Source organism: Streptomyces sp. NPDC047453, assembly GCF_040643155.1.
In the GTDB taxonomy this organism is placed as follows: domain Bacteria; phylum Actinomycetota; class Actinomycetes; order Streptomycetales; family Streptomycetaceae; genus Streptomyces.
This window is the reverse complement of sequence record NZ_JBEYTS010000089.1, coordinates 1-23,795: the sequence shown is the minus strand read 5'-3', so window position 1 is coordinate 23,795 and position 23,795 is coordinate 1. Positions and strand designations below refer to the sequence as shown.

Genomic DNA, 23,795 nt, shown 5'->3' with positions numbered 1-23,795 from the left:
CCCCATCGGACAGCCTGACTTCAACAGCACGAGGTCCTGGCGACATGACAACACACTACAGACTTAAGCCCGTGATTTCCGGCGCATCACACTAGCGCAATGACCAAAGCGTGGTGTACGTGTGCGAATCCGGTATATGAGTCTCGTGGGATCAGAAGGTCACAGGCTCAGACGATCAGGCTATGGGCCGACTGCGAAGCCGAGGGGCACAAGCCTTGGCGGCTCAGCTTCGGGGTCACTCAAGATGCGGTGCGTGCCCGCGCAGTCCCTACCCCGAAGAGTGAGACATCCGGGGATCACGCATGGCACGCCTTACAGCATCCTGTGCGACGCGCTGACCGCCCGCGCCCGAAGGGCCGGCGCCTGAGCGACCCGCGGCTGCGAGACACCACAGGGGCCGTGCCGACTGCGTCCGGCCCGGACCCTCGCGCAGCCTCCGAAGCGGCTACGTGCGATCTCTCGGTTTCGGGACAGTGGGGTGAGTGGCAGTGGGCCTGGGTGTGTAGATGCTGGTGGGTGGCGGTTTAGGGGAGTAGGGCCACTGTCTTGGACGTGAGAGATCCGTGGGGTATCGCTGTCGTGGGGGTGTTATCGCATGGGGGAGCGGGCGGCGCGCAAGCACGATGTGTTCCTGGCCCGGCCGCGCCCCTGGCGTAACCAGGTGTGGGAGACCGACCATGGCCAGGCCCTGCTGCTGGTGTTCGATCTCCTGGACGTGACGGTGGAGGACCTGCCCGCCTACACCCCCCACCTCAAGGGCACCGTCGAGGGACTGAACCGCGCGGTGGAAAGCATGTTCTTGGCCGCACTGCCCGGTTATGCCCGCCAGCCGCGCCTCGGCAAGCGGTCTTCCCGCCCGAAGGACGAGATGCTGCTCGGTTTCGAGGACTTCACCAGCCGGCTGCTGGCCTGGACGGCATGGTGGAACACCGAGCATCGGCCAGCTTCGCTGGGCGGGAAGACCCCGCTTGAGGCGTGGCAGGACGATCTCACCCCGCTGCGGGATGTACCAGCCGCGGATCTGACGGGATTGGCGATGCCGGCAGATGCCGCCGGAGCAAACCCCCGGACCAGGTCGAACCCGTGCACCACTCCTCAGGACGCAACCCTGGCCCCGCAACCCGCCGCGGCCTGCCGACCATCACACTGAAGCCGAGTGATGTTGCACACACTCTGGTCGGCCAGCCCGGCTCCGGAGACACCAGTCACAGAGGTGCGATTCCATCAACACCCATATCTCAGAAGGCGCCTGACGGGCCGTCGGAGAAGTCGCGACACATGGCATCCGCACAGGTGAGCCGCACCGGGTGGTCTGGCACCCCCTCGCCACGAGTATCTTTTTCGAATATGAAAATCATACGCATTAAGGGCTTGTTGGGTGCCTGCCTGCTGCTCCCCGGCCTCGTCGCCTGCGGCGCGAGCGGAACGGCCTCCTCGGGGACCTCGAACGCGGCACGGCCGTCCGGCGCGATCACGACGAGCTGCGGCCTGCAGACGAGGGTGCCCGCTCCCCCCAAGCGGGCGATCTCCCTGGAGCAGAACGCGACGGAGATCATGCTCAGCCTGGGGCTGGCCGACCGGATGGTCGGCACCTCCTACCAGACGGATCCCGTGCTCCCCTCACTGGCCGCGGAGTACAAGAAGGTTCCGGTGCTCGCGAGGCAGTACCCCAACCACGAGGCCGTCCTCGCCAAGGAGCCGGACTTCCTCTACTCCACGCTCTCCTCGGCATACGCCGACGAGGCGGCGGGTCCCCGCGCCGGCTGGAAGAAGCTCGGCGTGCCGGCCTACCTCTCCGCCCACGACTGCGAATCCCCCAAATTGACGGCCGACGAGGTGCGTTTCGACGCCATCTTCAACGAGGTCAAGGACATCGCCGCCGTCTTCGGCGTCGAGCAGCGCGGGGAGAAGGCCGTCAAGGACCTGCGCGTCCGGCTCGACCGGGCGGTGCGCAAGGCACCAAAGGACACCGGCGCGGAGCTGATGTGGTACTACTCCGGCACCACCACGCCCTACATAGCCGGACACGGTGGGCTCGCCTCGACGGTCAGCAAGCAGGTAGGGGTGGACAACGCCTTCGACGACATCCGCCAGAAGTGGCCCGCGGGCAACTGGGAGAAGATAGCCGAGCGCGACCCGGACGTCATCGTCCTGGCGGATCTGACCCGCGGAGGCGACGGGGACAGCGCCGAGGCGAAGAAGCGGTTCCTTCGTGCCAATCCCGTCACCTCACAGCTCGACGCCGTGCGCAACAACCGCTTCATCGTGGTGCCCGGTTCGGCCATGGACCCCTCCATCCGCAGCGTCAGCCTGGCGGAGGAGCTCAGCAAGGGGCTGACCGCGCTCTACGGCTGACGCCGCCCACCTCCACCGATCGAAGGACATCTGCATGACCGACACCGCTGCTCTGCCTCCGCGCGTTCTCTTGGAGCGCTGGGACGCCCAGCAAACCGCCTATGTCGCCCACCGGGAGTTGCGCTTCCAGTCGATGCTGGACGTACTGCGCCTCGGCCTGCCCGAGTCGTTCCACGTGCTCGACCTCGCCTGCGGCCCCGGCTCCCTGTCCGACCGCGTCCTGCGCGCCTTCCCCCAGGCACGGGTCACGGCCGTCGACTACGACCCCGTGCTGCTACGGCTGGCCGGTGACGTACTCGCGGAGTACGGCGACCGGGCCACCGTCGTGGACACCGACCTCGTACGCGCCGACTGGGCCGAGCCGCTGGCCGGAGAGCGGATCGACGCCGTCGTCTCCTCGACGGCCTTGCACTGGCTCTCCCCCTCCCAACTGCTGTGCGTCTACACCGCACTCGCCGACCTGCTGCCGCCGGGTGCGGTCTTTCTCAACGCCGACCATCTGCGCTACGGGTCCGGGAACGAGACCCTGGGCGCTCTGTCCGAGCGGCACGACGCGGAGGTGCAGCGCACGGCGTTCGCCTCCGGTGCCGACACCTGGGACGCCTGGTACGAACTCGCGGTGGCCCAGCCTGGCATGCCCCTGCTCGCCGCCGAACGCGAGCAGCGGTTCGCGGACCGTCCGCCGCAGCCGCTGTCGCCGCTCCACTTCCACCTGTCGGCCCTGCGCACCGCAGGCTTCGCCGAGGTAGGGACGGTCTGGCAGTACCTCGACGACTACGTGGTCTTTGCCCGCCGATGACAACTGCCACCACCAGGGCAGGCGTTCGACGGGGCGTGCTCTCGCGGAGCATGTTCGTCCTCGTCTGCTGCAGTGCTCTGCTGCCGCTGTCCGTGCTCGTCGCCGTCGGTACGGGCAGTGCCGACATACCGCCGCTGGACGTAGCCCGCACCATCGGCGCCCATCTCGGAGCGCCGTGGGAGGCTCTGCCGCCGCTGCGCGACAGCATCGTGTGGAACCTGAGGCTGCCGCGCGTCCTGCTGGCCGCGCTGGTGGGGGCGGGACTCGCGGTGTGCGGCACGGTCCTCCAAGCCGTGACCCGCAACCCGCTGGCCGACCCCTACCTCCTCGGGGTGTCGGCCGGAGCGTCCACCGGAGCGGTCCTGGTCCTGGTGCTCGGCTTCGGCGCCCTCGGCCTGCCTGTGGGAGCCTTCGCCGGCGCGATGGCGGCCTTCGGCTGCGTCCTGCTCCTGCTCGGCCGCTCGCTCGGCTCCGCCACCAAGGTGGTGCTGTCGGGCGTCGTCGCGTCCCAGCTGTTCAGCGCGCTCACCAGCCTCGTCGTCGTCCGCTCCGGCGACGCCGAACGCACCAGGGCGGTGACCTTCTGGCTGCTCGGCTCGCTTGCCTCGGCCGACTGGACCTCGGTGGGCGTGTGTACGGCCACCACCGCCGCGGGCCTGCTGGTCTGCCTGCTGTACGCCCGCCATCTCGACGCACTCGCCTTCGGCCGGGAGACCGCCTCGACCCTGGGCTTCTCGCCGCACCGCACCGAGATGCTGCTGTATGGGACGACCGCCGTCGTCACCGGCGCCCTCGTCGCGGCGAGCGGCGCCATCGGCTTCGTCGGGCTGCTGGTCCCGCACGCGGCACGGATGCTCGCCGGAGCGACCCACCGGGTACTGCTGCCGTCCTCGGCCCTGCTCGGCGCGGTCTTCCTGATCTGGGCGGACACGGCCGCCCGCAGCGCCTTCGGCGCCCGGGAGATGCCGGTCGGCGTGCTCACCGCGCTCATTGGCGTTCCGGCCTTCGCGGCGCTGCTGCGCAGGCGAACGGCCACGCCATGAGGGGCCCCGGAACCGCGCACGCGGCCGGCTCCCTGGCGTGGACGGCAAGCGGCCGCGCGATCCTCGACGGCGTCACCTTCGCCGTACCACCGGGGCGCTTCACCGGGCTGATCGGACCGAACGGCTCAGGCAAATCCACCGTGCTGCGCCTCCTCGCCGGCCTGCGCCGCCCCTCGTCCGGACACGCCCTGCTGGACGGAACCGACGTCACGGCCCTGAAAAGACGCGACGTCGCCCGCCGACTGGCCTTCGTCGCCCAGGAGACCGTCTCCGACCTCGACACGACCGTGTCGGAGGTCGTCATGCTGGGCCGGGCCCCGCACCGCGGACGCTCGGCCACTACCGAGGAGGACGTCCAGGCGGTCGGGCAGGCCATGGTGACGATGGGCGTGACGGCGCTCGCCGACCGGTCCTGGGCCAGCCTGTCCGGCGGCGAACGGCAACGAGTGAACATCGCCCGGGCATTGGCCCAGCAGACCCCCGCCCTGCTGCTCGACGAACCCACCAACCACCTGGACATCAGCCACCGGCTCGACCTCATGGAGATGCTCTCGCGCACCGATGCCACGGTCGTCGCGGCGCTCCACGAACTCGACCTGGCCGCCCGCTACTGCGACCACCTGGTACTCCTCCATGCCGGCCGGGTGGTCGCGGCCGGTCCCCCCGTCACGGTGCTCACCCCGCGCCTCCTGGAAGAGGTCTACCGGGTCCACGCCACCGTGACGCAGGGGCAGGACGGCAGGCCGGACGTGCGTCTGGGCCCGCTGCCCGGGCGGTGAACGCCTCAGCCCGGCGCTCGGTTTCCGCCGGGGGAAGGGTGTGGGGTGGGGGAGTCGGGTGCGTGGGGTGCCGCACGCTGCTCGTTGGGCCGGGCATGACGACGATGTACGACACGGCGCCGCGGACCGCTCCGAAGACAGAGGGCGTCATCCCGCTGACGCCGCTGCGACAGCGGCCAGGTACGGGGCGTTCAACGGGGCGCTGTCGCGGGCGGAGCTGGAGCGGTACTTCGTCCTAGACGATGCTGATCTGACGCTGACCAGTTGGCGACTTTGGTTTATCCCACGGCGGCCGGGAGGCGGCTGTGGAAGGTCGCCACCCAGGCGGCGGTGGCCAGGGTGAGCGCCCCCGCCAGGCCCATCACGGTGCCGGTGGCCATGCTCGCGGCTCCCGCTGCCGCGCCCAGCGCGACCGGAGCCACTCCCTGGAGCGTCATGATGCCCGAGCCGAGCAGGCCGAAGGCCTGACCGTGCAGCTCCTGCGGCGGTGACTCCAGGAACGGCCGTTGCAGGCCGAGTTGATAGGCGAAGGTGCCGCCGGCCACCAGCAGCAGCACGGTGGCCACGCCTTGGCCGGGTTCCAGCGCGAAGCCCAGCACGGCCAGCCCCATCAGCGCGGTCAGCGGCACCACCAGCCGCTCCCGGGTGCGCGAGACCAGCAGCCTGCCCACCACCAGGTCGCCCGCCAGCATGCCCACCGGCAGCGCGGCCATCAGCAGCGTAGGCCCCGGCGGGGAAGAGACGCTGACCGGCGTAGGCCACGATCATGGGCGGCGCCGGCAGCCGCGGCAGGCCCAGCCGGACTACGGCCGCCGCCACCAGGTGCAGCCCGGCCGCCAGCACCAGCGCCTGACGTGCGCCCAGGACTGCCACCGTCGCACCGCCCAGGGCCAGGCCTGCCAGCTGGGCGGCGGAACCGGCGATGTTGTTGAGACCGCCAACAGCACGATCGGCAGGATCAGCGCGGCTGCGGACCGTGCACGCGCCAACGGCTGGGAAATCAAATCGTTCGGGATGCCGTGGAACCTGCCGCTCTCCGCGATCGCCGAGACGTTCCTCAACAAGGTGATGTGGCAGGCCGACATGATGCAAGTCGTGATGCGGGACGCCCAGCCGCCGGCGCACGCCGCGGCAGCACCGAATCCGGCAGCTCCGACGCCAGCACCGTTCGAGCTGCCGATGCCTGCCACGATGGGCGCCTACGCGGAGGAGTACAAGGCGAGTGCGCTGCACGACCGCCCCATGCGCTACGCCCTGGTCACTTCTTCCCGGCGGACTCCTTCACCCCGGGGGCGAACTTGGCCCAGGAGGCCAGGTGGCTGGGGGTGGGGAAGCGGGACATGTCCAGCCCGATTTTCGGCGACGATGACCGCGGCTGCGACCGGGCCGATCCCGGGGATCTCATCCAGCCGCTCCACCGCCTGCACGAAAGGGGCGATCATCTCCTCGATCTTCGCATCGAGTTCGGTGATGTCGGCGTCGATGGCATCGATCCGCTCCAGCATCTTGCCCAGCAGGAACGCGTGGTGGTTGGTGAAGTGCCCGGTGAACGCCTCCTCCAGCGCTGCGATCTTGCCGCGCATCCGAGAGCGGGCCAGCTGGGCGAGCGTCTTGGGGGAGCGTTCCCCGGCCATCAGTGCGGCCATCATCGCCCGGCAGCTGCTTCAAGCCGGCGGTCTCTTGGAGCTGGCCGGTGGGCGGCTGGAGTTGACCGCGCGGGGCCGCAAGGCGCCGGCCTTGGGGCAAGCCCGCACGAGGGTCGGCCGGGTCGGCGGATGGGGCGGGCAGGCCCTTGCGGGCGATCTCGCCGGTGAAGCCGAGCTCAGCCAGGGCGGAACGGGTCTTGCCGCTGTCGTATCCGCGGTCAAGGTTGATGTTGACCTGCTCCGGCAGCGGGCCGACCTGGGCCTTTGCAGCTCCAGGGTCGGCACCAGCAGGGGCGAGTCGTGCGGTTCGTTCCGGAGGAGACGAGGCCGAGCGGCACGCCGCGGGCCTCGGAGGCCACCGAGCGCTTCAAACCCTGCTTGCCCCGGTCCACCGGGGAACGTCCGGCCGCCTCGCCGCCGCAGGGAGCCTTGGTGATGCAGCCGTCCACGGACAGCTCGCCAAGGGCGAGGCCGATCATGCGGTCGTACGCCTCCAGCGCCAGGGCGTGCAGCTGCTCAGATATCCCCAGCTCGGCCCAGTGTTTGACACGTCGTCTGACGGTGCGGTCGAAACAGCCGGGGCTGGCGATCCGTTCGTAGCCCGAGCCGTGGACCAGGGCGGTTGATCACGTGCTCGAAGATGATCCGGTCGGGGATGCGTGGGTTGTGGCAGCCCAGCGGGTGGGTGTCCACATGCTCGGGCAGCAGCGCCGCGAACTGGTCCCACAGGGGTTCGAGCAGGCATGATGGCAGGGCAGGCACGAGCCCTCCGGTGATCACTGAGCGTAGAGAACTCCATGATCACTTGAGTTACGTGCCTGCTTCTGCATCCGAGGCCCTCTCGGCAGCCTCAGCGCACCTACTGCCGGACGCTCTTATGTTGCGTCTCCTGTTGCGCGGCCCGAAGAACCGGTTCCGCATCTGTGCAGGTCACCACGCGGTTTCGGCGTGGTCGGGCCTCTGACATCCCCGTTGCGGCCGCTTTCGCCCAGTCCCTGGCTGGAGTTGAGGGAGAAGGGATGGGCGGGATGGGCGGCGCGGACGCGGCCGGGATCGGCGCGCTCAGCCGCTTGCGCGTCGGTCGGGGCCCGCGCGCCGCCGGTAGCGTGTCGACGCCAGGCGGGAGGGAGGCACTGGCCTGCCGGTTCCGGCCGGTCCCGGCCGGCGCCGCCTAGCTGCTGCGCCGACCGCCGCGCTGACACCTGCCGCCGTTGCGGGACTGAGCACTCGCGGGCGGCACGTCAAGCCGAGGCCTTCATCGAGGGACGCATGCCCGGCATGTACGCGCCCCGTCGGGACGACTGCGGTGCCCATCGCGTGCGCCGTGGCGTAAAACCAGGCATAGCCACGGAGTTGAGGTCCGTTCAGGCGGTTCGGCCTCCACCGGAGCCGGCCTCAGCCGTCCCGGTCACCGGCCGGTCCCCGTCTTGATCGAGGAGTTGCGGATGATCAGTTCCGGCAGGACGAGGACACGCTGCGCCGGGCGGCGCTTGCCCTCCAGCAGCCTTGAGACCATCATCTCCACGGCGACCCGGCCCACCCGGGACTTGGGCGGGCGGACCGCTGTCATCGCCGGCTCGGCGAGCTGGGCCACCTCGTCGTCGTAGCTGACGAGGGCCATGTCATCTGGGATCGCGATGCCCTGTTCGGCGGCGTACTGGGCGACGGACATCGCGTCCTGGTCGCTGTGCACGATGAGCGCGGTGGTCCGGGACCGGCGGCAGCGGAGCAGGATCTCCTCGATGATCTGCCGGTGGCCGGGTATATCGAGGGCCACGCTTTCGCGGACCACGAACTTGCCGGGCAGATCGAGTTCCGCGCAGGCCCGCAGCCAGCCCTGGGCGAGGTGCGTCGAGGTGGGGCTGCCGTTCGCGAGTACCAACCCGATCCGGCGGTGGCCGTGTTCGTGCAGATGACGCACCGCCGTCTCCAGGCCCAGCGCGTGGTCGCTGCGTACCCATTCGAGTTGGCGCGGCGTCGGGGTCCAGGGCGATGTCTGCCGTTCCACGAGGATGGTCGGCACCGGCAGCTTGCCGATCCAGTCGATCATCTCGTCGGCACCGTCGGCCTCCAGGCTGGGCGCCAGCAGCAGTCCCTGCACCTGCTTGGCCTCGATCAGTCGGCTGATCTGCCGACGGTCCTCGGCCCGATCATAGCTCGACCCGCGCAGCTGGATCTGGACGCCGAGCGCGACTGCGGCCGCCCGGGCGCCGGTCACGATGGCCGGCCAGTAGTAGTCCAGCGAGGGAACGACCATGCCGATGGTGAACGGCGTGGATCCGGGGCGCGTCCGGCGCTGGGGAGCCGAGTCGGTTTCGGTGGGGAGGGTGGCGCCGCCGTGCACCTTGGTGAGCAGGCCGCGGCCGGCGAGTGTGGTGATGTCGCGCCGCACCGTCAGCTCACTGACCTCGAGCATTTGGGCCAGCTCGCGGACCCGGACGGCGCCGTGCCGGCGTAGTTCGTCCATGAGCCGCTCCCTGCGTTGCAGAGCGAAGAGCCGGTCACCGGCCATCGGTCCACCCTCCCTATCCTATGTGTTCGACTCTGAACGAGTTGCTTCGTTCATGTACGAGCCGTAGCGGGTCTGTGCTCATCAGCACTATCTCTTTCCCCACGCGACCGGCAAGACGCGCTCGCCAGCGCCGGTGTGAGACCGGCCGAGGGAAGGACTCGACGCTTGAAGCAGACGAAGCCATACGCACTGGTCGTGATGAGCAGGGAGAGCTTCGAAGCGCACTTCGACGCTGCCCGTCTCGCGCGGCTGGCGGACCTGGTGACGCTGGGTGATCCTGTCTGGACCGACGACCTCGACGCACCTGCGGTACGGGCCCGGCTGGCGGACGTCGAGGTGATGCTGACGTCCTGGGGGGCGCCCCGGCTGACACCGGAGCGGCTCGACGCGGCGCCCGCGCTGCGCGCGGTGCTGCACTGCGCCGGCAGTGTGCGGGGCCTGGTGGGAGACGACGTGTGGCGGCGGGGGATCCGGGTCACCAGCGCAGCCGACACCAACGCCATTCCGGTGGCCGAGTACACATTGGCGGCCATCATCTTCGCCGGCAAGAAGGTTCCCTTTCTCGCCGCCGACGAGCGCCTCGCGTACGAGGGGTGGGGCAGGGTGACGGGCTACGGGGACCTGTCGAACTTCGCGCAGACCGTCGGCATCGTCGGGTTCTCCCGAATCGGCCGCAAGGTGGTCGAACTCCTCAAGGTTCTCGACGACACCACCTGTCTGGTCGCGGATCCGCACGCCGATCCGGCGGAGGTCGCCGCGGCCGGCGCGACCCTCGTCGAGTTGGTGGACCTGCTGCCCAGAGTCGACGTATTGTCCCTGCACGCTCCCGAGCTGCAGGAGACCCGGCACCTCATCGGTGCCGAGCAACTGCGTCTGCTTCCGGACCATGTGACGGTCATCAACACGGCGCGCGGCAGCCTGGTCGACTCCGACGCACTCGCCGCCGAGTGCGCGTCCGGTCGCCTCTTCGCCATCCTCGACGTGACCGACCCCGAGCCGCTGCCCGCGAGTTCACCGCTGCGGCGACTGGCTCAGGTGATGGTCACCCCGCATGTGGCAGGGTCGCTCGGTTCGGAGATCGGGCGCCTCACCGACCACACCATCGACGAGCTGGCCCGGTGGCTCCAGCGGCAGCCGCTGCGGGGAGAGGTCACCGCGGAGTCCTGGGCCCTCGGACTGAGTGCCTGAGCCGATGTCTTCCATTCGACGAACACCGAAGGAGATACGCACCATGAGAAGATCCGCCAAGGTCCTGACGGCAGCCATCGCGCTGGCTCTGCTCACCGCCGGGTGCAGCAGCGGTGGCAGTTCCGACACCACCGCCGACGGCAAGAAGGTGCTCAGGATCGCCCTGTGGAACTACGACCAGACACCCGAGTTCAAGGCGCTGATCGACGGGTTCAAGGCGAAGTACCCCGACATCGAGGTCCGCCCGGTCGACATCCTCTCCGACGACTACTCGGAGAAGGTCACCACGATGCTGGCCGGTGGCGACACCACCGACGTGCTGACGATGAAGACCCTCACGGACTACGCCCGCTTCGGTACGCGGGGCCAGCTGCAGTCGGTCACCGACGAGGTCGGCAAGCTCGACAAGGCGAACTACGGCGGGCTCGACGCCTACGACATGAACGGCGAGTACTACGCACTGCCGTACCGGCAGGACTTCTACGTCCTCTACTACAACAAGGCGTTGCTCAAGGACAGCGCCGCGGATCTGTCCAAGCTGACCTGGTCCGACTACGCCGCGCTGGCGAAGCGGCAGACGAAGGGCAACGGCGCGTCGAAGGTCTACGGCACCTACCACCACACCTGGCGCTCGCTCGTCCAGGCGATCGCGGCGGCGCAGACCGGTGGTGACCTGCTGGGAGGTGACTACGGGTTCTTCAAGGACCAGTACACGATGACCCTCGACCTGCAGAAGTCCGGGGCGACCATGCCGTGGGCCACGGCGAACAGCCAGAAGGTCACCTACAAGACGATGTTCACAACCGACAAGACCGCGATGATGCCGATGGGCACCTGGTTCGCCGCGGTCCTGCTGCAGGAGAAGGCCGCGGGCACCTTCAAGGACGACTGGGGCATGGCGCCCCTGCCGCAGATCACCGCCGACGGCAAGGCGACCACCTTCGGTGCACCGACCGCCTTCGCCATCAACAAGAAGGCGAAGAACTCCGACGCGGCCAGGAAGTTCCTGACGTTCGCGTCCGGCCCCGAGGGCGCCGCCGCGGTCGCCAAGATCGGCATCACCCCGTCCTACACCGACGAGGCCATCATGAACACGTACTTCTCCGCCCAGGGGATGCCGACCGACGATCTCACCAAGAAGGCCATGCGCCCGGACACCGTGAAGCTGGAGATGCCGATCAGCGAGAAGTCCTCTGACGTCGACACCATCCTCACCGAGGAGCACGAGCTCGTGATGACCGGTGAGAAGTCGCTCGACCAGGGCATCAAGGAGATGAACTCCCGAGTGAAGTCCGAAGTCGGATGAGCCCGGAATCCGGCGCGGCAGCCGCCAAGCGGCGAAGTCGGCGCACCACACTGGTCGGCTGGAGTTTCATCCTCCCGAACTTCCTCGGTTTCGCTGCCCTGACCCTGATACCGGTGCTCGCGACGCTGCTGCTGGCGTTCACGAACTGGAACTCGTACGCCACACCGGAATGGGTCGGACTCGAGAACTTCCGCAGGATGTTCGGCAGCGACACCTTCTGGGTCGCACTGAGCAACACCGCGTGGTACGCCGTCGGCCACATCCCGCTCACGCTGGCGGCGTCCCTCGGCCTGGCCGTGCTGCTCAACCAGAAACTCCGCGGCGTCGGGTTCCTACGCACGGCGTTCTTCTTCCCGTACATCACCTCGCTGGTCGCGGTGGCGGTGGTGTGGAACATGCTCTTCAGTCCCGACCTGGGGCCGGTGAACCAGCTGCTGCGGGCCGTGGGTGTCGGCCATCCGCCGGGGTGGACCACCTCCACCGACTGGGCGATGCCCGCAGTCATCATCACCAGTGTGTGGCGGGACATGGGCTACTACATGGTCCTCTACCTCGCCGGACTTCAGGCGATCCCGGCGGAGCTGTACGAGGCGGCACGGGTGGACGGGGCCGGCCCCTGGCAGCGGTTCTGGCACATCACCGTCCCGTCGCTGCGGCCCACCACCTTCTTCATCCTGGTCATGCTGACGATCTCCAGCTTCAAGGTTTTCGACCTGGTGCAGATCATGACCGAGGGAGGCCCCGGCCGGTCGACCCTGGTGCTGTCCCAGGTGATCTTCCGGGAGGGGATCAAGCAGGGGCGCTTCGGCTACTCTTCGGCGATTTCCCTGGTGCTCTTCGTCATCGTGCTGACGATCACCATAGTCCAGTTCCGGTTCCAGCGGAGGAACGAGCGATGAACACGAGCGTGCTGCCACAGGACAGCACAACGGGCGGGGTACCACGTCCACTCGGTGGTGGCGGGTCGGGCCGGTCGGGTCCCGCCGTCCGTCGCCGGACGGCGCGACTCCTGGGCCGCGCCCTGCTCTACGCGGCGCTGATCGCGCTGTCGGCCGCGATCCTGGTGCCCTTCGCCTGGATGCTGGTCTCCTCGGTCAAGCGCGACAACGAGGTGCTCACGGTCCCGATCCAGTGGATCCCCCAGGAGTTCCACTGGGACAACTTCACCCACATCTGGACCCGGATCCCGCTGCTCACCTACCTGGGGAACTCGCTGTTCCTCAGTGTCACCATCACCGGGCTGCAGGTTCTGACCGGGAGCTTCGCAGCCTACGGCTTCGCCAAGGCCCGCTTCCCCGGACGCGATGCCCTGTTCCTCGCCTACGTCAGCACCATCGCGGTGCCGTGGCAGGCCTACATGGTGCCGCAGTACATCATCATGGAGCGCCTGGGACTGGTGAACACGCACCTCTCGCTGATCCTGCTGCAGGCGTTCGGCGCGTTCGGGGTGTTCCTGATGCGCCAGTACTACCTGACGATCCCGGACGAGATCAGCGAGGCGGCGCGACTGGACGGACTCAGCGAGTACGGCATCTGGGCACGGATCGTGCTGCCCCTGTCCAAGCCAGCGCTGGCCAGCCTCGCACTCTTGACCTTCGTCAACACTTGGAACGACTACATGGGGCCGTTCATCTACCTGACCGACAACGAGCTGTGGACGGTACAGATCGGACTGCGGCAATTCGTCGGCATCTACGACTCCCAGTACGCCATGATCATGACGGGTTCGGTGTTGTCGGTGCTGCCGATCCTGATCCTCTTCCTGCTCGGACAGCGCTACTTCGTCCAGGGCATCGCCACCAGCGGAATGAAATGAGGCCGCGATGAACACCCCCGTCACCGACCGCCGCCTCAGGCTCAACCTGGACCACGGGTCCTGGGAACTGCTCTGGTCGCACGTCCACCGGGTCCTGGTCGTCAACTTGGGCATGGCGGTGACGAACGCGCCGCTGCTGCTGGCCCTGGGCGTGGTGCACCGGCCGTGGCAGTATCCGGTCTTCTTCGGGCTGCTGTCCCTCGGCCTCGGCCCTTCCCTCGCCGCCGCCTTCCACTACCTGCGCCGGGCCACCGAGGACGACCGGGCATCAACGGCCGACCTGTTCCGTGGCTACAGGCGCCTGTTCGCCCCGGCGCTGCTCGGCTGGGCGCTGTGGGAACTGCTGGTCGCCGTGGCGGCCACCGACGTGGTCGTCCTCCGGAATACCGCGCCCGGGCCGGCGCTGGTACCGCTGCTGGTCGTCGTCGCACTCGTCGCCGCGAGCTCCGGCGTCGTAGCGATGGCCGCGGTCGCGGACGACCCGCGGCACTCCCCACGCACGCTGCTGACCGCGTCCTACGCGTCGGTGCGCCGCTGGTGGCTCGCCCTGCTGAACCTCGGGCTGCTCGGCATCACCCTCGTGCTCGTCAACCAGGCGCCCCTGCTCGGGCTTGCCGTACTGCCGGGCTGCACGCTCTTCGTCGTCTGGCGCAACAGCCGCACGATGCTCACGACGGTGGCACCGACCGCCGACCTCGCAGTCAGCCACGCCCATCGAGATCCTGTGGGAGCCCAGGCATGACCATCCACCCCGGCACGACCGTCCCAGAGGACCGGGTCCTCTCCCCATACACCGGGTGGACCCGCGACCACTGGACCGCTCTCGCGGACCGGATGCTCGCCGCTCTCGAGCCGTATCGCTCCCCGGCCGCTGCCCGCGTCGCCCTGCCGGGCCCCACCAGCATGTACGGCACCGACTCCGACGGCCTGGAGGGCTTCGCCCGCACCTTCCTGCTGGCCGGCTTCCGGATCGCAGGGGAGAAAGGCGCCGACCTCGGCGGACTGCTGGACCAGTACGCACGCGGCCTGGCGGCGGGCACCGACCCCCGTTCACCGGAGGCCTGGCCGCGCCCGAACGAACTCGGGCAGGCCAAGGTCGAGGCCGCGTCGATAGCTCTGGTGCTGCAACTGACCCGGCCCTGGCTGTGGGACCAACTCGACGACGGGGTACGCGAGCGGACCGTCGACTGGCTGGCGACCGTCCTCGGACAGGCCTACCCGCGCAACAACTGGGTCTGGTTCAGGATCGTCGTCGAGTCCTTCCTGCGCGAGGTGGGTGGCCCATGGTCGGCCCACGACATCGAGGAGGATCTCGACTTCCACGCCTCGATGCGCAGGCCCGGCGGCTGGCTCAGCGACGGCGAAGAACGTTCCTACGACCACTACACCGGCTGGGCCCTGCACCTCTACCCGCTGCTGTGGACCCACCTGTTCGACGTCACCGGCTCGCTCTGCTCTCCGGAGCTGCGCGAGACCTGGGCCGCGGACCTGCGGGACTACCTCGACGACGCGGTGCGCCTGGTGGGCGCGGACGGCTCCCCGCTGCTGCAGGGCCGCAGCCTCACCTATCGGTTCGCCGCCGCCGCGCCGTTCTGGGTCGGCGCGGTCACCGGAGCCGGCGGGCAACCGCCTGGCCTGGTACGCCGCGTGACTGGCGGCATCGTCCGGCACTTCACCGACCGCGGCGCCCCCGACCGGCAAGGACTGCTGACGCTGGGCTGGCACCACACCTGGCCGGCGATACGCCAGTCCTACTCCGGCTCCGGCTCGCCGTACTGGGCGTCCAAGGGAATGCTCGGACTGATGCTGCCCGCTGACCACGCGGTATGGACGGACACGGAACTCCCGCTGCCCATCGAGACCGCCGACACGGAGCGCGTGCTCACCGCTCCCGGCTGGCTGCTCTCCGCACGCCGCCGCGACGGAATCGCCATGGTCCTCAACCACGGCACCGACCACGCCCGCCCCGGCGACATCAGTGCGGACTCGCCCCCGTACGCGCGGCTCGGCTACTCCACTGCCACGATCCCCCCACTGACCGCGGAAGCTGTAGCCTCACCGACCGACAACGCCGTCGTACTGCTGGACGACGCCGGCCAGGCCTCCCACCGCTCTGGATTCAAGCAGCTGTTCGCCCGTGAACTGCCGGGCGGCGTACTGGCCGCAGCCTCCCGCGGACCGGTGCACTGGGTCGACACCGACGCCGACGACTCCCCCGACTACGGCTCCGGCCGACGGGGGCCGGTGACCCCGGGGCCGGTGGTCACCGTCGCCTCGGTGCTGCGCGACGGGGTGGAGATCCGCCTCGCCCGGGTCGACACGCCGGCGGCAACCGAGGTGAGACCGTCCTGGCGTACTGTCCGCCTGGGCGGCTGGCCAGTGGCAGCCGACACCCAGCCAGGCACACAGGTCACCCCCGCGCAGGTCACCTCCGGCGAACCGGGCCCATCCGCCGAGGCCCGAACCGCGTCGCTGCGCTCGCACCTGCGCGCCCTGCGCGGATTCGACCACGCCGGGATCACGACCGAGCAGGACACCAGTCCCCTCGGTTCCTGGACGGCGATCCCCTGGCTCGCCACGGACGGAGACGTGCCGTACGGCGAGGTGCTCGCTGCCGTCGTGCTCCTGGGCCGGGGATCCCCGGATGACGCCGACCCCACACTGACCGTGCAACCGTCCACCGATGGTGGCCAACTCGTCACGCTCACTTGGCCGGACGACCTGCGCACCGAGATCGCGCTGCCCGCCACGCCCATGGCGACCGTGTGACTGACCGGATCGCCCCGCATCCGCGGGGCGATCCGGTCAGCGGATCAGTCGGCCTCAATCCCCTACGACGACTCCAGACCCCTGGAGGGCCGAGCCGTTCGACGTGGGCCCGAGGGACCGTCAAGGAGCCGGTGCGGGCCTTGTATTGCGCCAGGGCTGCCACGCCCCGCTCGAAGGTGCTCACCGCTGCCGTGGACGGCTTCGTGGGCGTTTCCGGCTCCGGGGCCAGCGGGACGACGCCGACGGCCTCCAGGCGCTCGCGCTGTCCCGCGGCAAGGGCCGCCCAGACCTCGGGCTTGCGCTGCTTGGCCAGCCATTTCCCGATGTCCATCCCGTGCACGGTGAACCCGGGCAGGACCTCCGCCTGGCCCTCTTCGTCGCGCACCTGCTCGCGCAGCGCGGCGAAGTGCCGCTGCCACTCCGCCGGCCACGACGGGTTCCAGTCCTCATCGACCGCCTGGAGCGCGGCCTCCCACTCCGGGGGTTCGGCCAGCGCACCTGGGCGGCGCAGGTTGGACAGCCACTGCCCCACCGGCTTGTCCATCGCCGACGCGTCCCGGGCGCGCACAGCGTCCAGTGCTCCTCGAAGTACATCCGCGCCGCCGCCAGGTTCTCCTGGAAGCGTTCGTCCGCGGCCGGCGCAGGTGCGGACTCCTCCTCGGTGTCCTGGACCTTTTCAACAAAGTCCCGCGTCCAGTCGGGGTCTTGGATCGCTCGGTCAAGCTCAGCACACGACAGCGGGCGGGGTGCCTGGGCACCCCACCCGCTGCGGTCATCGACTCTGTCAGACGTCAGAGGACGTCCTCGCCCGAACCGATGATCTTGATCCGGTCCTGCGCCGGCGGGGCCAGCGGGGCTTCCACCGAAGAGTGCGCGGTCAGGTAGGCGCTGAAGACGTCCAGGTCGGACGGGCCCACCAGCTTGTTGGTACCACCGGTGAAGGCCGGGAAGCCGTCGCCGCCACCCGCCAGGAACTCGTTCATGGCGACCCGGTAGGTCTTGGCCGGGTCGAGCGACTGACCGTTCAGCTTGACGGAGTCGACGACGATGCGGTCAGCTCCGGTCTTGGTCAGGTCCAGGTTGTAGGTGAAGCCCTTCGAGACCTGGAGGATCTTCGGCGCGACCTCGTTGGACCCACTGACCTGCTGCTTCAGGACATCGATGATCTGCGCACCGGTCAGGTCGAGCACGTTCATCATGTTGGTGAACGGCTGCACGGCGAAGGCCTCGGCGTAGGTCACCACGCCGTCGCCCTCCGAGCCGGACGCCTTGTAGGCGAGGTCGGTGCGGATGCCGCCGGGGTTCATGAAGGCGATCTCGGCGCCGCCCTTGTCGGCCGGGGCCAGAGCCTCCAGTTGCGCGTCGGCGATCACGTTGCCCAGCGGCTTCTCGAAGGCGCTGCTGCCGGCACCGTTGATGTCGGCGGAGATGTGACCGACGGTGCGGCCGGCGATGGGCGCGGCCAGCTTCTGGTAGGACGTGAGCAGGTCGGTCATGTCCTGCGCCTTGGCCACGGTCCGGCGGACGACGTGGTTGGCGGCGGTCATCTGGCTGCGGACGACGTCGCCCGTCTCCATGTCGATCGGCAGGTTGATCTCGGTGTAGAGACGGCCGAAGGAGGCGGCGCTGGTCACCAGCCGGGGCTGGCCGGCCGGGTCCATGACCGTGCAGTTGTAGGCGTTGTGGGTGTGACCGGTGAGGACCGCGTCGACCTCGGGGTCCACCTTCTTGGCGATGTCCACGATCGGACCGGTGATGGCGGCGCCGGGGGTCGGCGTGTTGCAGTCGTAGTCATACGTGGCGCCCGACGGGAAGCCGCCCTCGTGCACCAGGGCGACGATGGTGCGGACGCCCTTCTTCTTGAGCTCGGCGGTGTACTTGTTGATCGTCTGGACCTCGTCGCCGAACTTCATGCCCTTGACGCCCGAGGCGCTGACGATGTTCGGGGTGTCGTGCAGGGTGACACCGATGAAGCCGACCTTGATGCCGTGCACGTTCTTGATCGTGTACGGGGGCAGGATCGTCTCGCCGGTCTTCTCGTCGGTGACGTTGGCCGCCAGGATCGGGAAGTCCGCACCCTTGAACTTCCGGTCCTTGGTGTAGCAGCCGTCGACCGGGTGGCAGCCGCCGTTCGCCTGACGCAGCAGCTCGGCGCGCCCATGGTCGAACTCGTGGTTGCCGACGACGCTGACCTCGACGCCGACCTTGTTCAGAGCCTCGATGGTGGGCTCGTCGTGGAAGAGGCTGGACAGCAGCGGGCTGGCGCCCACGTTGTCGCCGTCCGACACGGTGATCGTGTTCTTGTGGCCCTTGCGGGCCTCGCGCAGGGCGGTGGCGAGGTATTCGACGCCGCCGGCCGGGGTGGAGACGATCTGGCCGTTGGCGTCCTTCTCCTTGATGGTTCCGGACGAGCCCGCCGGCGGCTCCAGGTTGCCGTGGAAATCGTTGATCGCCAGCAGCTGCAGCTGCTCGATGCGAACGTTCTTGTCTTCTTTTTCAGCCGGGTTCGCGAAGGCCGCGACCGGGATCGCCACCGCTGCCAGGCCCGCGGTGACGGACCAGATGAGCCGAGTACGGCGCCCGCGGTTGCCGCGATGGTTGCCGGTTTTGCTGGTTTCGGGCAAGGAAGATCCCCATTCAGGGTGCGAAGCAGGGTAAGCAGACCAGGGGCAGCCTAGAGTCAACGCGCGTAGCTATCGGCGCCCTGGAGATTACAGTGCGGTTTCCAATGCGTGTATCTCTGGTTGCAGAGGGTCTGTACGGTCTTCGGGTCTGGCCGTAGTCGGTGGTGACGCTGGGTATCTGTCAGGGCAGGAGGATGCGGTGGCGGAGGAGGTCGAATCCGGCGCGGCCATGCATCTGTCTCATGATCCGCTTGGTGCGGGTGTTGAACGCCTTCGGTGCGGCCGTTGTGGTAGGGCAAGGTGAGGCCGGCGTCCACGGCCTGCCGGTCGATTTCGAGGCCGTTGGTGAAGCTGCGCAGGTGGGGCAGGCCGACGGCGCGGACGGCCGTGATCCAGGCGGTGAGTTTCACGTGTTGCCCTGGGCCGGTTTCAGCAGGGCGGCGAAGCCGCGGACGAGATCGGCGAGTGCGGTCATCTCCGGGCAGGCCACGGCGATCTTGTCCAGCAGGGCCGTTCCCTTCGGTCGCAGGTTTTCGGGGTCGGTGAGCATCAGGCGGCTGGCGTGACGTGGGGTAGTGACGGGGCGGTCGCCTTCAGCGCGGCCCTGGTTGAGATAGCGGACCAACAGGTTGGCGCTGCCCGTATAGCCCAACTCCCGAATCTCCTGCAGCAGGTGGGTGACAGGGACTGCGGGATCGGCCGCGCGACGGGCGCGCAGATGATCCCGGTAGGGGTCGACGAGGGTGGGCCGGTAGGTGGGGGCGATTCGCAGCACCTGGGGTTCAGGCATGCGGGCGTAGCGTTTGACGGTGTTCAGGGCCACGCCCAGGCGGCGGGAGCAGTCGAGCAGGCCGACGCCCTGGCCGAGGAGATCATGGATCTTGTTCCAGCGTTCGCGGGTAGTCTGCTCGCGTACTCCGCCGGGGCGGGGCGGGTTGATGGTGGCCCAACATCCGACGTGTGCGCGAACCTCGAGCTGGACCTTGTCGCAGAGATTGCGCCAAAGGTGCCACCTCTGGGCTCAACTGGCCGCCCAACGCTCCGACCAGCTGTGGTCGGGCCTGTGGTCGGGGTGGTGCGCAACCGCTGCACCGCGGTGGGCAGGGGCTGCATGGGGCGTGTCCAGCCCGGGAAGTGGCTCCAGCTGACGGTGCTGCCGGGGTCCCGGACGGGGTGCCACACGGGCTCGGCAGGGCCGCCCTGCAGTAGCTCGACCAGCGGCGCCACCAGCACGGGGACGTTGCACAGGAAGCCAGCCAGTGCCAGGTCCGCGGCGTCCGCGCGCAGAGCCTGATACGCGTCTCAATGCCGGCGGGTCCGGTGCCGTCCAGGACGAACAGCAGCCGCGGGAAGAGCGGGTAGTGCCGCCTCCACTCCTCCTGCACTGGTTCCTGGCCGGCCTGTCGGTGCCGCCGGCCGGGCGCAGGCGCGGGCACGTAGTCGTAGAGGCGGGCGTAGGCGGTGAGTTTCGCGGCCAGGTGTTCGGGGCCCATGGTGGCCCGGTCGACCTCGACGAATGCCCGCAGCATCGCCCCCTCGCCGCCATCACGGCCGCGCCGGTAGAACATGAGGGCGTCGGGAATGACGGCCTCGCTGCCCGCACCGCGATCACGGCCTCCGGGATGGCGCTGACGATGTACGTCGTTCTGGGCCTGGACATGAGCTACGCGGCAGCGGGAGGAGCCGCGGCGGCCATGACCACCGGTCTGGCGCTGGGCGGTCCGCTGCTGGGCCGCATGATCGACCGGCGGGGCGCGCGTATCGTGCTGCTGATCACCGTCGTGGTTCAGGTCGCGTGTTGGCTGAGCATCGCGGTACTGCCGTACACGACCCTGCTGGCCGCTGCCTTCGTAGCAGGTCTGCTGATGGTGCCGGCCCCGATGGTGACCAGGCAGGCGATCGCCGCGATGACGAAGGCGGGACAGCGCCGGGCCGCCTTCGCGCTGGAAGCGGTACAGGGCGAGCTGTCCTACATGGTGGGCCTGCAGAGGTGTCGAGCGCGAGCAGCACCCGCGCCCGCCTGATCACCGAGGCCGGATGGACCCCCGTCGTGGTCAACCGAACCAACTCTTCACGATCAGCCGCGGTCAGCACCACCGGCCTCTTCTTCTGCGAACCCATCGCACCAGCCCTGTCCGGCAGAACGGAAGGGGAATCTGCCACACACCAGCCTCCCGACCAAACAACCCAGAGCTAAGCAGCGACACGCTACTAGCCATCCAAGTAGCCGAGTTCAGCGTCCGGCCGGCAGTGCCCGCAGGCCTCGATGCCTTCGCTCAGAGCTTGCAAGGCAACGTCCCGGGGTACGCCTTTCCAGCGTTTGCCTGCCATATGGCAGCCGCCGACGGCGACAGGCGGTGAGTCATGGTTCAGGCCGCCTTCGAGGATCCAGTCGGGTGCGGCCGGCCGGGCCTGCTCGCCGCGCTGGCGCTCCTGCTCGCGGCGCTCGGCTGTGGCGATCTGCTGCCGTACCCGGTCGAGGGTGAGGACGAGCCACGTCTCCAGGATGCGGAGACGGGGCAGGTCAGGCGGCGGATCGTTCACATGTTCGATTCTATGGTTGGGGTGGAAGACTGCAATCCAGGGGGCCAGAGAGGAAGGAGTATCCATGGCGATCAGCGACGTGCTGCACCACCTTGCCGTGGATCCCGCCAGTCTGGCCCCGGCCCCGTCCCCTGCCACCTTGCCACCATCGACCTGCAGCCGTCCCAGTGCCGGGCACGGTGGTCGAGATCATCGCTGACCTGTGTGCTGCCGCAGCCGAGGCCGGGGTGCAGCTGACCGTTGTGATCGACGACGAGGGCGGCTGCCGTGGATGACTCTCAGCGTTTCTATCTGACCGTGACGGCGGCCGGCCGTCTGGTGATGCAGGGCTGGTGGGGGAGTGAGGCGACCGCTCGCCGCAAGTTCTCGTCATGGGTGGGGGAGTACGGCACTATGCCCGGCGCCCGCATCACCCTCATCGATGAGGGGCAGGGCCAGACGGTGACGACGTGGCCGGACGAGGCCTGATCGTCGACGTACGACACGGGTCGTCGTGCTGGCCCTCGGCGGTGTCAGGGCTTTCACTGACCGATGTCGCGCCGCCGGCCTTCAGCGAGAGCGAGCGCGAGGTCCAGGCAACTCCAGCACGCCCGGCCCACGCCCTGGCCCTAGCTGTGCTGTCCCGGGACGTTGGTGACACGCGTCTAATGCCGGTATGGACTCCACCGACTTCCCCGACGACCTGGTGCAGGCCCAGCACGCTTGGAACGCCACCTACGCCGCGCTCGCCGCGCCTCGCCCCCCGCGACACCACGGCTCTGCGCCGCCGCCTGCTGAGCCTGTCCGTACGTCTGTGGTGGCATCCCTACTGGGAGACCGTCCCGTCGGCGTCGGCGGCGCGCACCGAGCTGCGGCAGTTGGCCCGCACCCGGGGAGCTGTCCGGGCCGCATGACGGGTCCCGCTGGGTGCCCTCGGTCGGCCAGGAGCACCGCTTTGCGGCATGGGTTGCGCCTACGATTGCGCTATCTGTCGCGGCTTATGTTGCGTCTCCTGTTGCGCGACCCGAAGAACCGGTTCCGCATCTGTGCAGATCACCACGCGGCTTTGGCCTGGTCGGGCCTCTGACATTCCCGTTGCGGCCGCTTTTGCCCAGTCCCTGGCTGGAGTTGAGGGAGAAGGGATGGGCGGGGTGGGCGGCGCGGACGCGGCCGGGGATCGAGGCGCGCTCAGCCAGTTGCGCGTCGGCCGGGGCCGCCGCGCCGCCGGTAGCGTGGCGACGCCAGGCGGGAGGGGAGACGCTGGCCTGCCGGTTCCGGCCGGCGCCGCCCAGCTGCGCCCGCGATCCGCCGGGTGATCCGCGAGGTCCCGGGCGCCGGCGAGATCGCCGGCCGGTGGTGCACCGCGCACGACTACACCGACCCCGGCAAACCCAAGATCGCCTGGAATGACGAGGCCGCCCGCGCCGCGCTGGTCGACGCGCTGGTGTCCGACGCACTCAACCTGCTCGGCCGGCTGCCCGAGCGCGAGCTGGGCGAGCGGGCCGCGAACGCGGTGGGCCTGCTCGCCCTGGTCGCCGGCCAGGACGTGGAGCCGGCCGAGGACTCCGACGGCCGCGACGGACGCTGGCGCATCGCCCGGCGCACCGTGCCCGACCGGACGGTGTCCACCGTCGATGCCGATGCCCGGCACATCCACAAGAACCGCGCCCGCCACCAGGAGGGCTACCGCGGGCACGTGTCCTTCGAGCCGGAGGCCGGACTGTTCACCGCCGTGGCGCTGACCGGCGGCTACGGCCCGGACAACCACGAGGCCGCCGTCGCGCTGGACCTGCTGGCCGACGAAGACCACAGCGAGGGCGAGACGCTGACCGTGCTCGGCGACTCCGCCTACGGCACCGGCAGCCTGCGCGAACAGCTGACGCCCGGGGCCACGTCCTGGTGATCAAACCACCGCCGCTGCGGCAGGCCGTCCCCGGCGGCTTCACCATCGACGACTTCCACGTCGACACCGGCGCCGCCACCGTGACCTGCCCGGCGGGACAGACCGCGAATCTGGGCCGCCCCACGGCCAACGGGGGCCGCACCGCCCAGTTCAAACGGCTGTGCACCGACTGCCCGCTGCGGGAACGCTGCACGACCTCGAAGGCCGGACGGGTCGTCAATGTCCACCCCCAGCACGAACTGCTGACCGCCGCCCGGCACCAGGCCGCCACCGACACCGCCTGGCAGGACGAATACCGCCGCTGGCGGCCCCCGGTCGAACGCGCCATCGCCTGGCTCGTCGCCCACGGCCACCGCCGCGTCCGCTACCGAGGCGTGATCGCCGACAACATCGCGCTCCACCACCGCGCCGCCGCCCTCAACCTCCGCCGACTGATCAACCTCGGACTCACCCGCACCAGCGGCACCTGGCACCTCGCCCCAACCACCCCATGACGAAGAAGGGGCTGTCCGGCCTGCGGCCGGACAGCCCC

17 protein-coding genes and 6 pseudogenes are annotated in these 23,795 nt (G+C 69.3%); 14 read left to right on the top strand and 9 right to left on the bottom strand.

Translation table 11 applies throughout. The annotated features are described in order from the left end of the window. The first annotated feature begins 595 nt into the window (after positions 1-595). From ABZ818_RS37875 to ABZ818_RS37855, 5 genes are all read left to right on the top strand, one after another. Complete coding sequence (locus ABZ818_RS37875; protein ID WP_361425361.1) at positions 596-1,150, top strand: hypothetical protein; 555 nt, start codon at positions 596-598, stop codon at positions 1,148-1,150. A 197-nt stretch (positions 1,151-1,347) separates the two neighbouring features. Next, positions 1,348-2,355, top strand: a complete 1,008-nt coding sequence (locus ABZ818_RS37870) for an ABC transporter substrate-binding protein (protein ID WP_361425358.1) — start codon at positions 1,348-1,350, stop codon at positions 2,353-2,355. A gap of 34 nt (positions 2,356-2,389) precedes the next feature. After that, positions 2,390-3,154, top strand: coding sequence for a class I SAM-dependent methyltransferase (locus ABZ818_RS37865; RefSeq protein WP_361425355.1), 765 nt, complete (start codon positions 2,390-2,392; stop codon positions 3,152-3,154). 35 nt (positions 3,155-3,189) lie between these two features. Beyond that, positions 3,190-4,197: an iron chelate uptake ABC transporter family permease subunit gene (locus ABZ818_RS37860; RefSeq protein ID WP_361425352.1), complete on the top strand. Its 1,008-nt coding sequence runs from the start codon at positions 3,190-3,192 to the stop codon at positions 4,195-4,197. Further along, positions 4,194-4,976, top strand: a complete 783-nt coding sequence (locus ABZ818_RS37855) for an ABC transporter ATP-binding protein (RefSeq protein ID WP_361425349.1) — start codon at positions 4,194-4,196, stop codon at positions 4,974-4,976. The genes ABZ818_RS37860 and ABZ818_RS37855 overlap by 4 nt, the downstream gene beginning before the upstream one ends. A gap of 278 nt (positions 4,977-5,254) precedes the next feature. Here the strand turns inward: ABZ818_RS37855 and ABZ818_RS37850 are convergent, their stop codons facing one another. The 4 genes and pseudogenes from ABZ818_RS37850 to ABZ818_RS37835 all read right to left on the bottom strand — a co-directional run bounded on the left by ABZ818_RS37850 (position 5,255) and on the right by ABZ818_RS37835 (position 9,134). Continuing rightward, positions 5,255-5,689, bottom strand: coding sequence for a hypothetical protein (locus tag ABZ818_RS37850; protein WP_361425346.1), 435 nt, complete (start codon positions 5,687-5,689; stop codon positions 5,255-5,257). A gap of 545 nt (positions 5,690-6,234) precedes the next feature. Beyond that, on the bottom strand, positions 6,235-6,318 hold the full coding sequence (locus ABZ818_RS37845; protein ID WP_361425367.1) for a transposase: 84 nt from the start codon (positions 6,316-6,318) through the stop codon (positions 6,235-6,237). 434 nt (positions 6,319-6,752) lie between these two features. Then, positions 6,753-7,384: pseudogene (locus tag ABZ818_RS37840) on the bottom strand (IS5/IS1182 family transposase); the annotation flags it as partial. Between the two features lie 646 nt (positions 7,385-8,030). Next, positions 8,031-9,134: a substrate-binding domain-containing protein gene (locus ABZ818_RS37835; RefSeq protein WP_361425343.1), complete on the bottom strand. Its 1,104-nt coding sequence runs from the start codon at positions 9,132-9,134 to the stop codon at positions 8,031-8,033. Between the two features lie 198 nt (positions 9,135-9,332). On the opposite strand from ABZ818_RS37835, the gene ABZ818_RS37830 reads away from it, so the two are divergent. From ABZ818_RS37830 to ABZ818_RS37805, 6 genes are read left to right on the top strand one after another with little or no spacing between them, the layout of a single operon-like run. Beyond that, the gene (locus tag ABZ818_RS37830) at positions 9,333-10,322 is read left to right on the top strand and encodes a hydroxyacid dehydrogenase (RefSeq protein ID WP_361425364.1); all 990 of its coding nucleotides are present in this window, start codon (positions 9,333-9,335) and stop codon (positions 10,320-10,322) included. 43 nt (positions 10,323-10,365) lie between these two features. Beyond that, positions 10,366-11,628: an extracellular solute-binding protein gene (locus tag ABZ818_RS37825; protein WP_361425340.1), complete on the top strand. Its 1,263-nt coding sequence runs from the start codon at positions 10,366-10,368 to the stop codon at positions 11,626-11,628. Then, entirely contained in the window at positions 11,625-12,527 is a 903-nt protein-coding gene (locus ABZ818_RS37820) for a sugar ABC transporter permease (protein WP_361425337.1), read from the top strand. The genes ABZ818_RS37825 and ABZ818_RS37820 overlap by 4 nt, the downstream gene beginning before the upstream one ends. Continuing rightward, positions 12,524-13,444, top strand: a complete 921-nt coding sequence (locus ABZ818_RS37815; RefSeq protein WP_361425334.1) for a carbohydrate ABC transporter permease — start codon at positions 12,524-12,526, stop codon at positions 13,442-13,444. Before ABZ818_RS37820 ends, ABZ818_RS37815 begins: the two co-directional genes overlap by 4 nt. Before the next feature lie 7 nt (positions 13,445-13,451). After that, entirely contained in the window at positions 13,452-14,186 is a 735-nt protein-coding gene (locus ABZ818_RS37810) for a hypothetical protein (protein ID WP_361425331.1), read from the top strand. Then, a complete protein-coding gene (locus ABZ818_RS37805) occupies positions 14,183-16,213 on the top strand; it encodes a DUF2264 domain-containing protein (RefSeq protein WP_361425328.1) in 2,031 nt (676 codons plus the stop codon). Before ABZ818_RS37810 ends, ABZ818_RS37805 begins: the two co-directional genes overlap by 4 nt. Positions 16,214-16,304: 91 nt before the next feature. On the opposite strand, the pseudogene ABZ818_RS37800 reads toward ABZ818_RS37805, so the two are convergent. The 5 genes and pseudogenes from ABZ818_RS37800 to ABZ818_RS37780 all read right to left on the bottom strand — a co-directional run. Next, a pseudogene (locus ABZ818_RS37800) lies at positions 16,305-16,846 on the bottom strand (helicase associated domain-containing protein); the annotation flags it as partial. Positions 16,847-17,004: 158 nt separating this feature from the next. Further along, positions 17,005-18,837, bottom strand: a complete 1,833-nt coding sequence (locus ABZ818_RS37795) for a bifunctional metallophosphatase/5'-nucleotidase (RefSeq protein ID WP_361425324.1) — start codon at positions 18,835-18,837, stop codon at positions 17,005-17,007. 181 nt (positions 18,838-19,018) lie between these two features. Then, positions 19,019-19,852: pseudogene (locus ABZ818_RS37790) on the bottom strand (transposase); the annotation flags it as partial. 484 nt (positions 19,853-20,336) lie between these two features. Then, a pseudogene (locus ABZ818_RS37785) lies at positions 20,337-20,627 on the bottom strand (hypothetical protein); the annotation flags it as partial. Positions 20,628-21,048: 421 nt separating this feature from the next. After that, positions 21,049-21,381 carry a DUF6233 domain-containing protein gene (locus ABZ818_RS37780; protein ID WP_361425321.1) on the bottom strand — a complete coding sequence of 111 codons (333 nt, stop codon included), beginning with the start codon at positions 21,379-21,381 and terminating at the stop codon, positions 21,049-21,051. Positions 21,382-21,648: 267 nt separating this feature from the next. Here ABZ818_RS37780 and ABZ818_RS37775 point away from each other — a divergent pair, with 267 nt between their 5' ends. The 3 genes and pseudogenes from ABZ818_RS37775 to ABZ818_RS37765 all read left to right on the top strand — a co-directional run. Then, positions 21,649-21,849 carry a hypothetical protein gene (locus ABZ818_RS37775; RefSeq protein WP_361425318.1) on the top strand — a complete coding sequence of 67 codons (201 nt, stop codon included), beginning with the start codon at positions 21,649-21,651 and terminating at the stop codon, positions 21,847-21,849. A gap of 187 nt (positions 21,850-22,036) precedes the next feature. Continuing rightward, a pseudogene (locus tag ABZ818_RS37770) lies at positions 22,037-22,274 on the top strand (hypothetical protein). A gap of 375 nt (positions 22,275-22,649) precedes the next feature. After that, a pseudogene (locus ABZ818_RS37765) lies at positions 22,650-23,757 on the top strand (transposase); the annotation flags it as partial. Between the last annotated feature and the right edge of the window lie 38 nt (positions 23,758-23,795).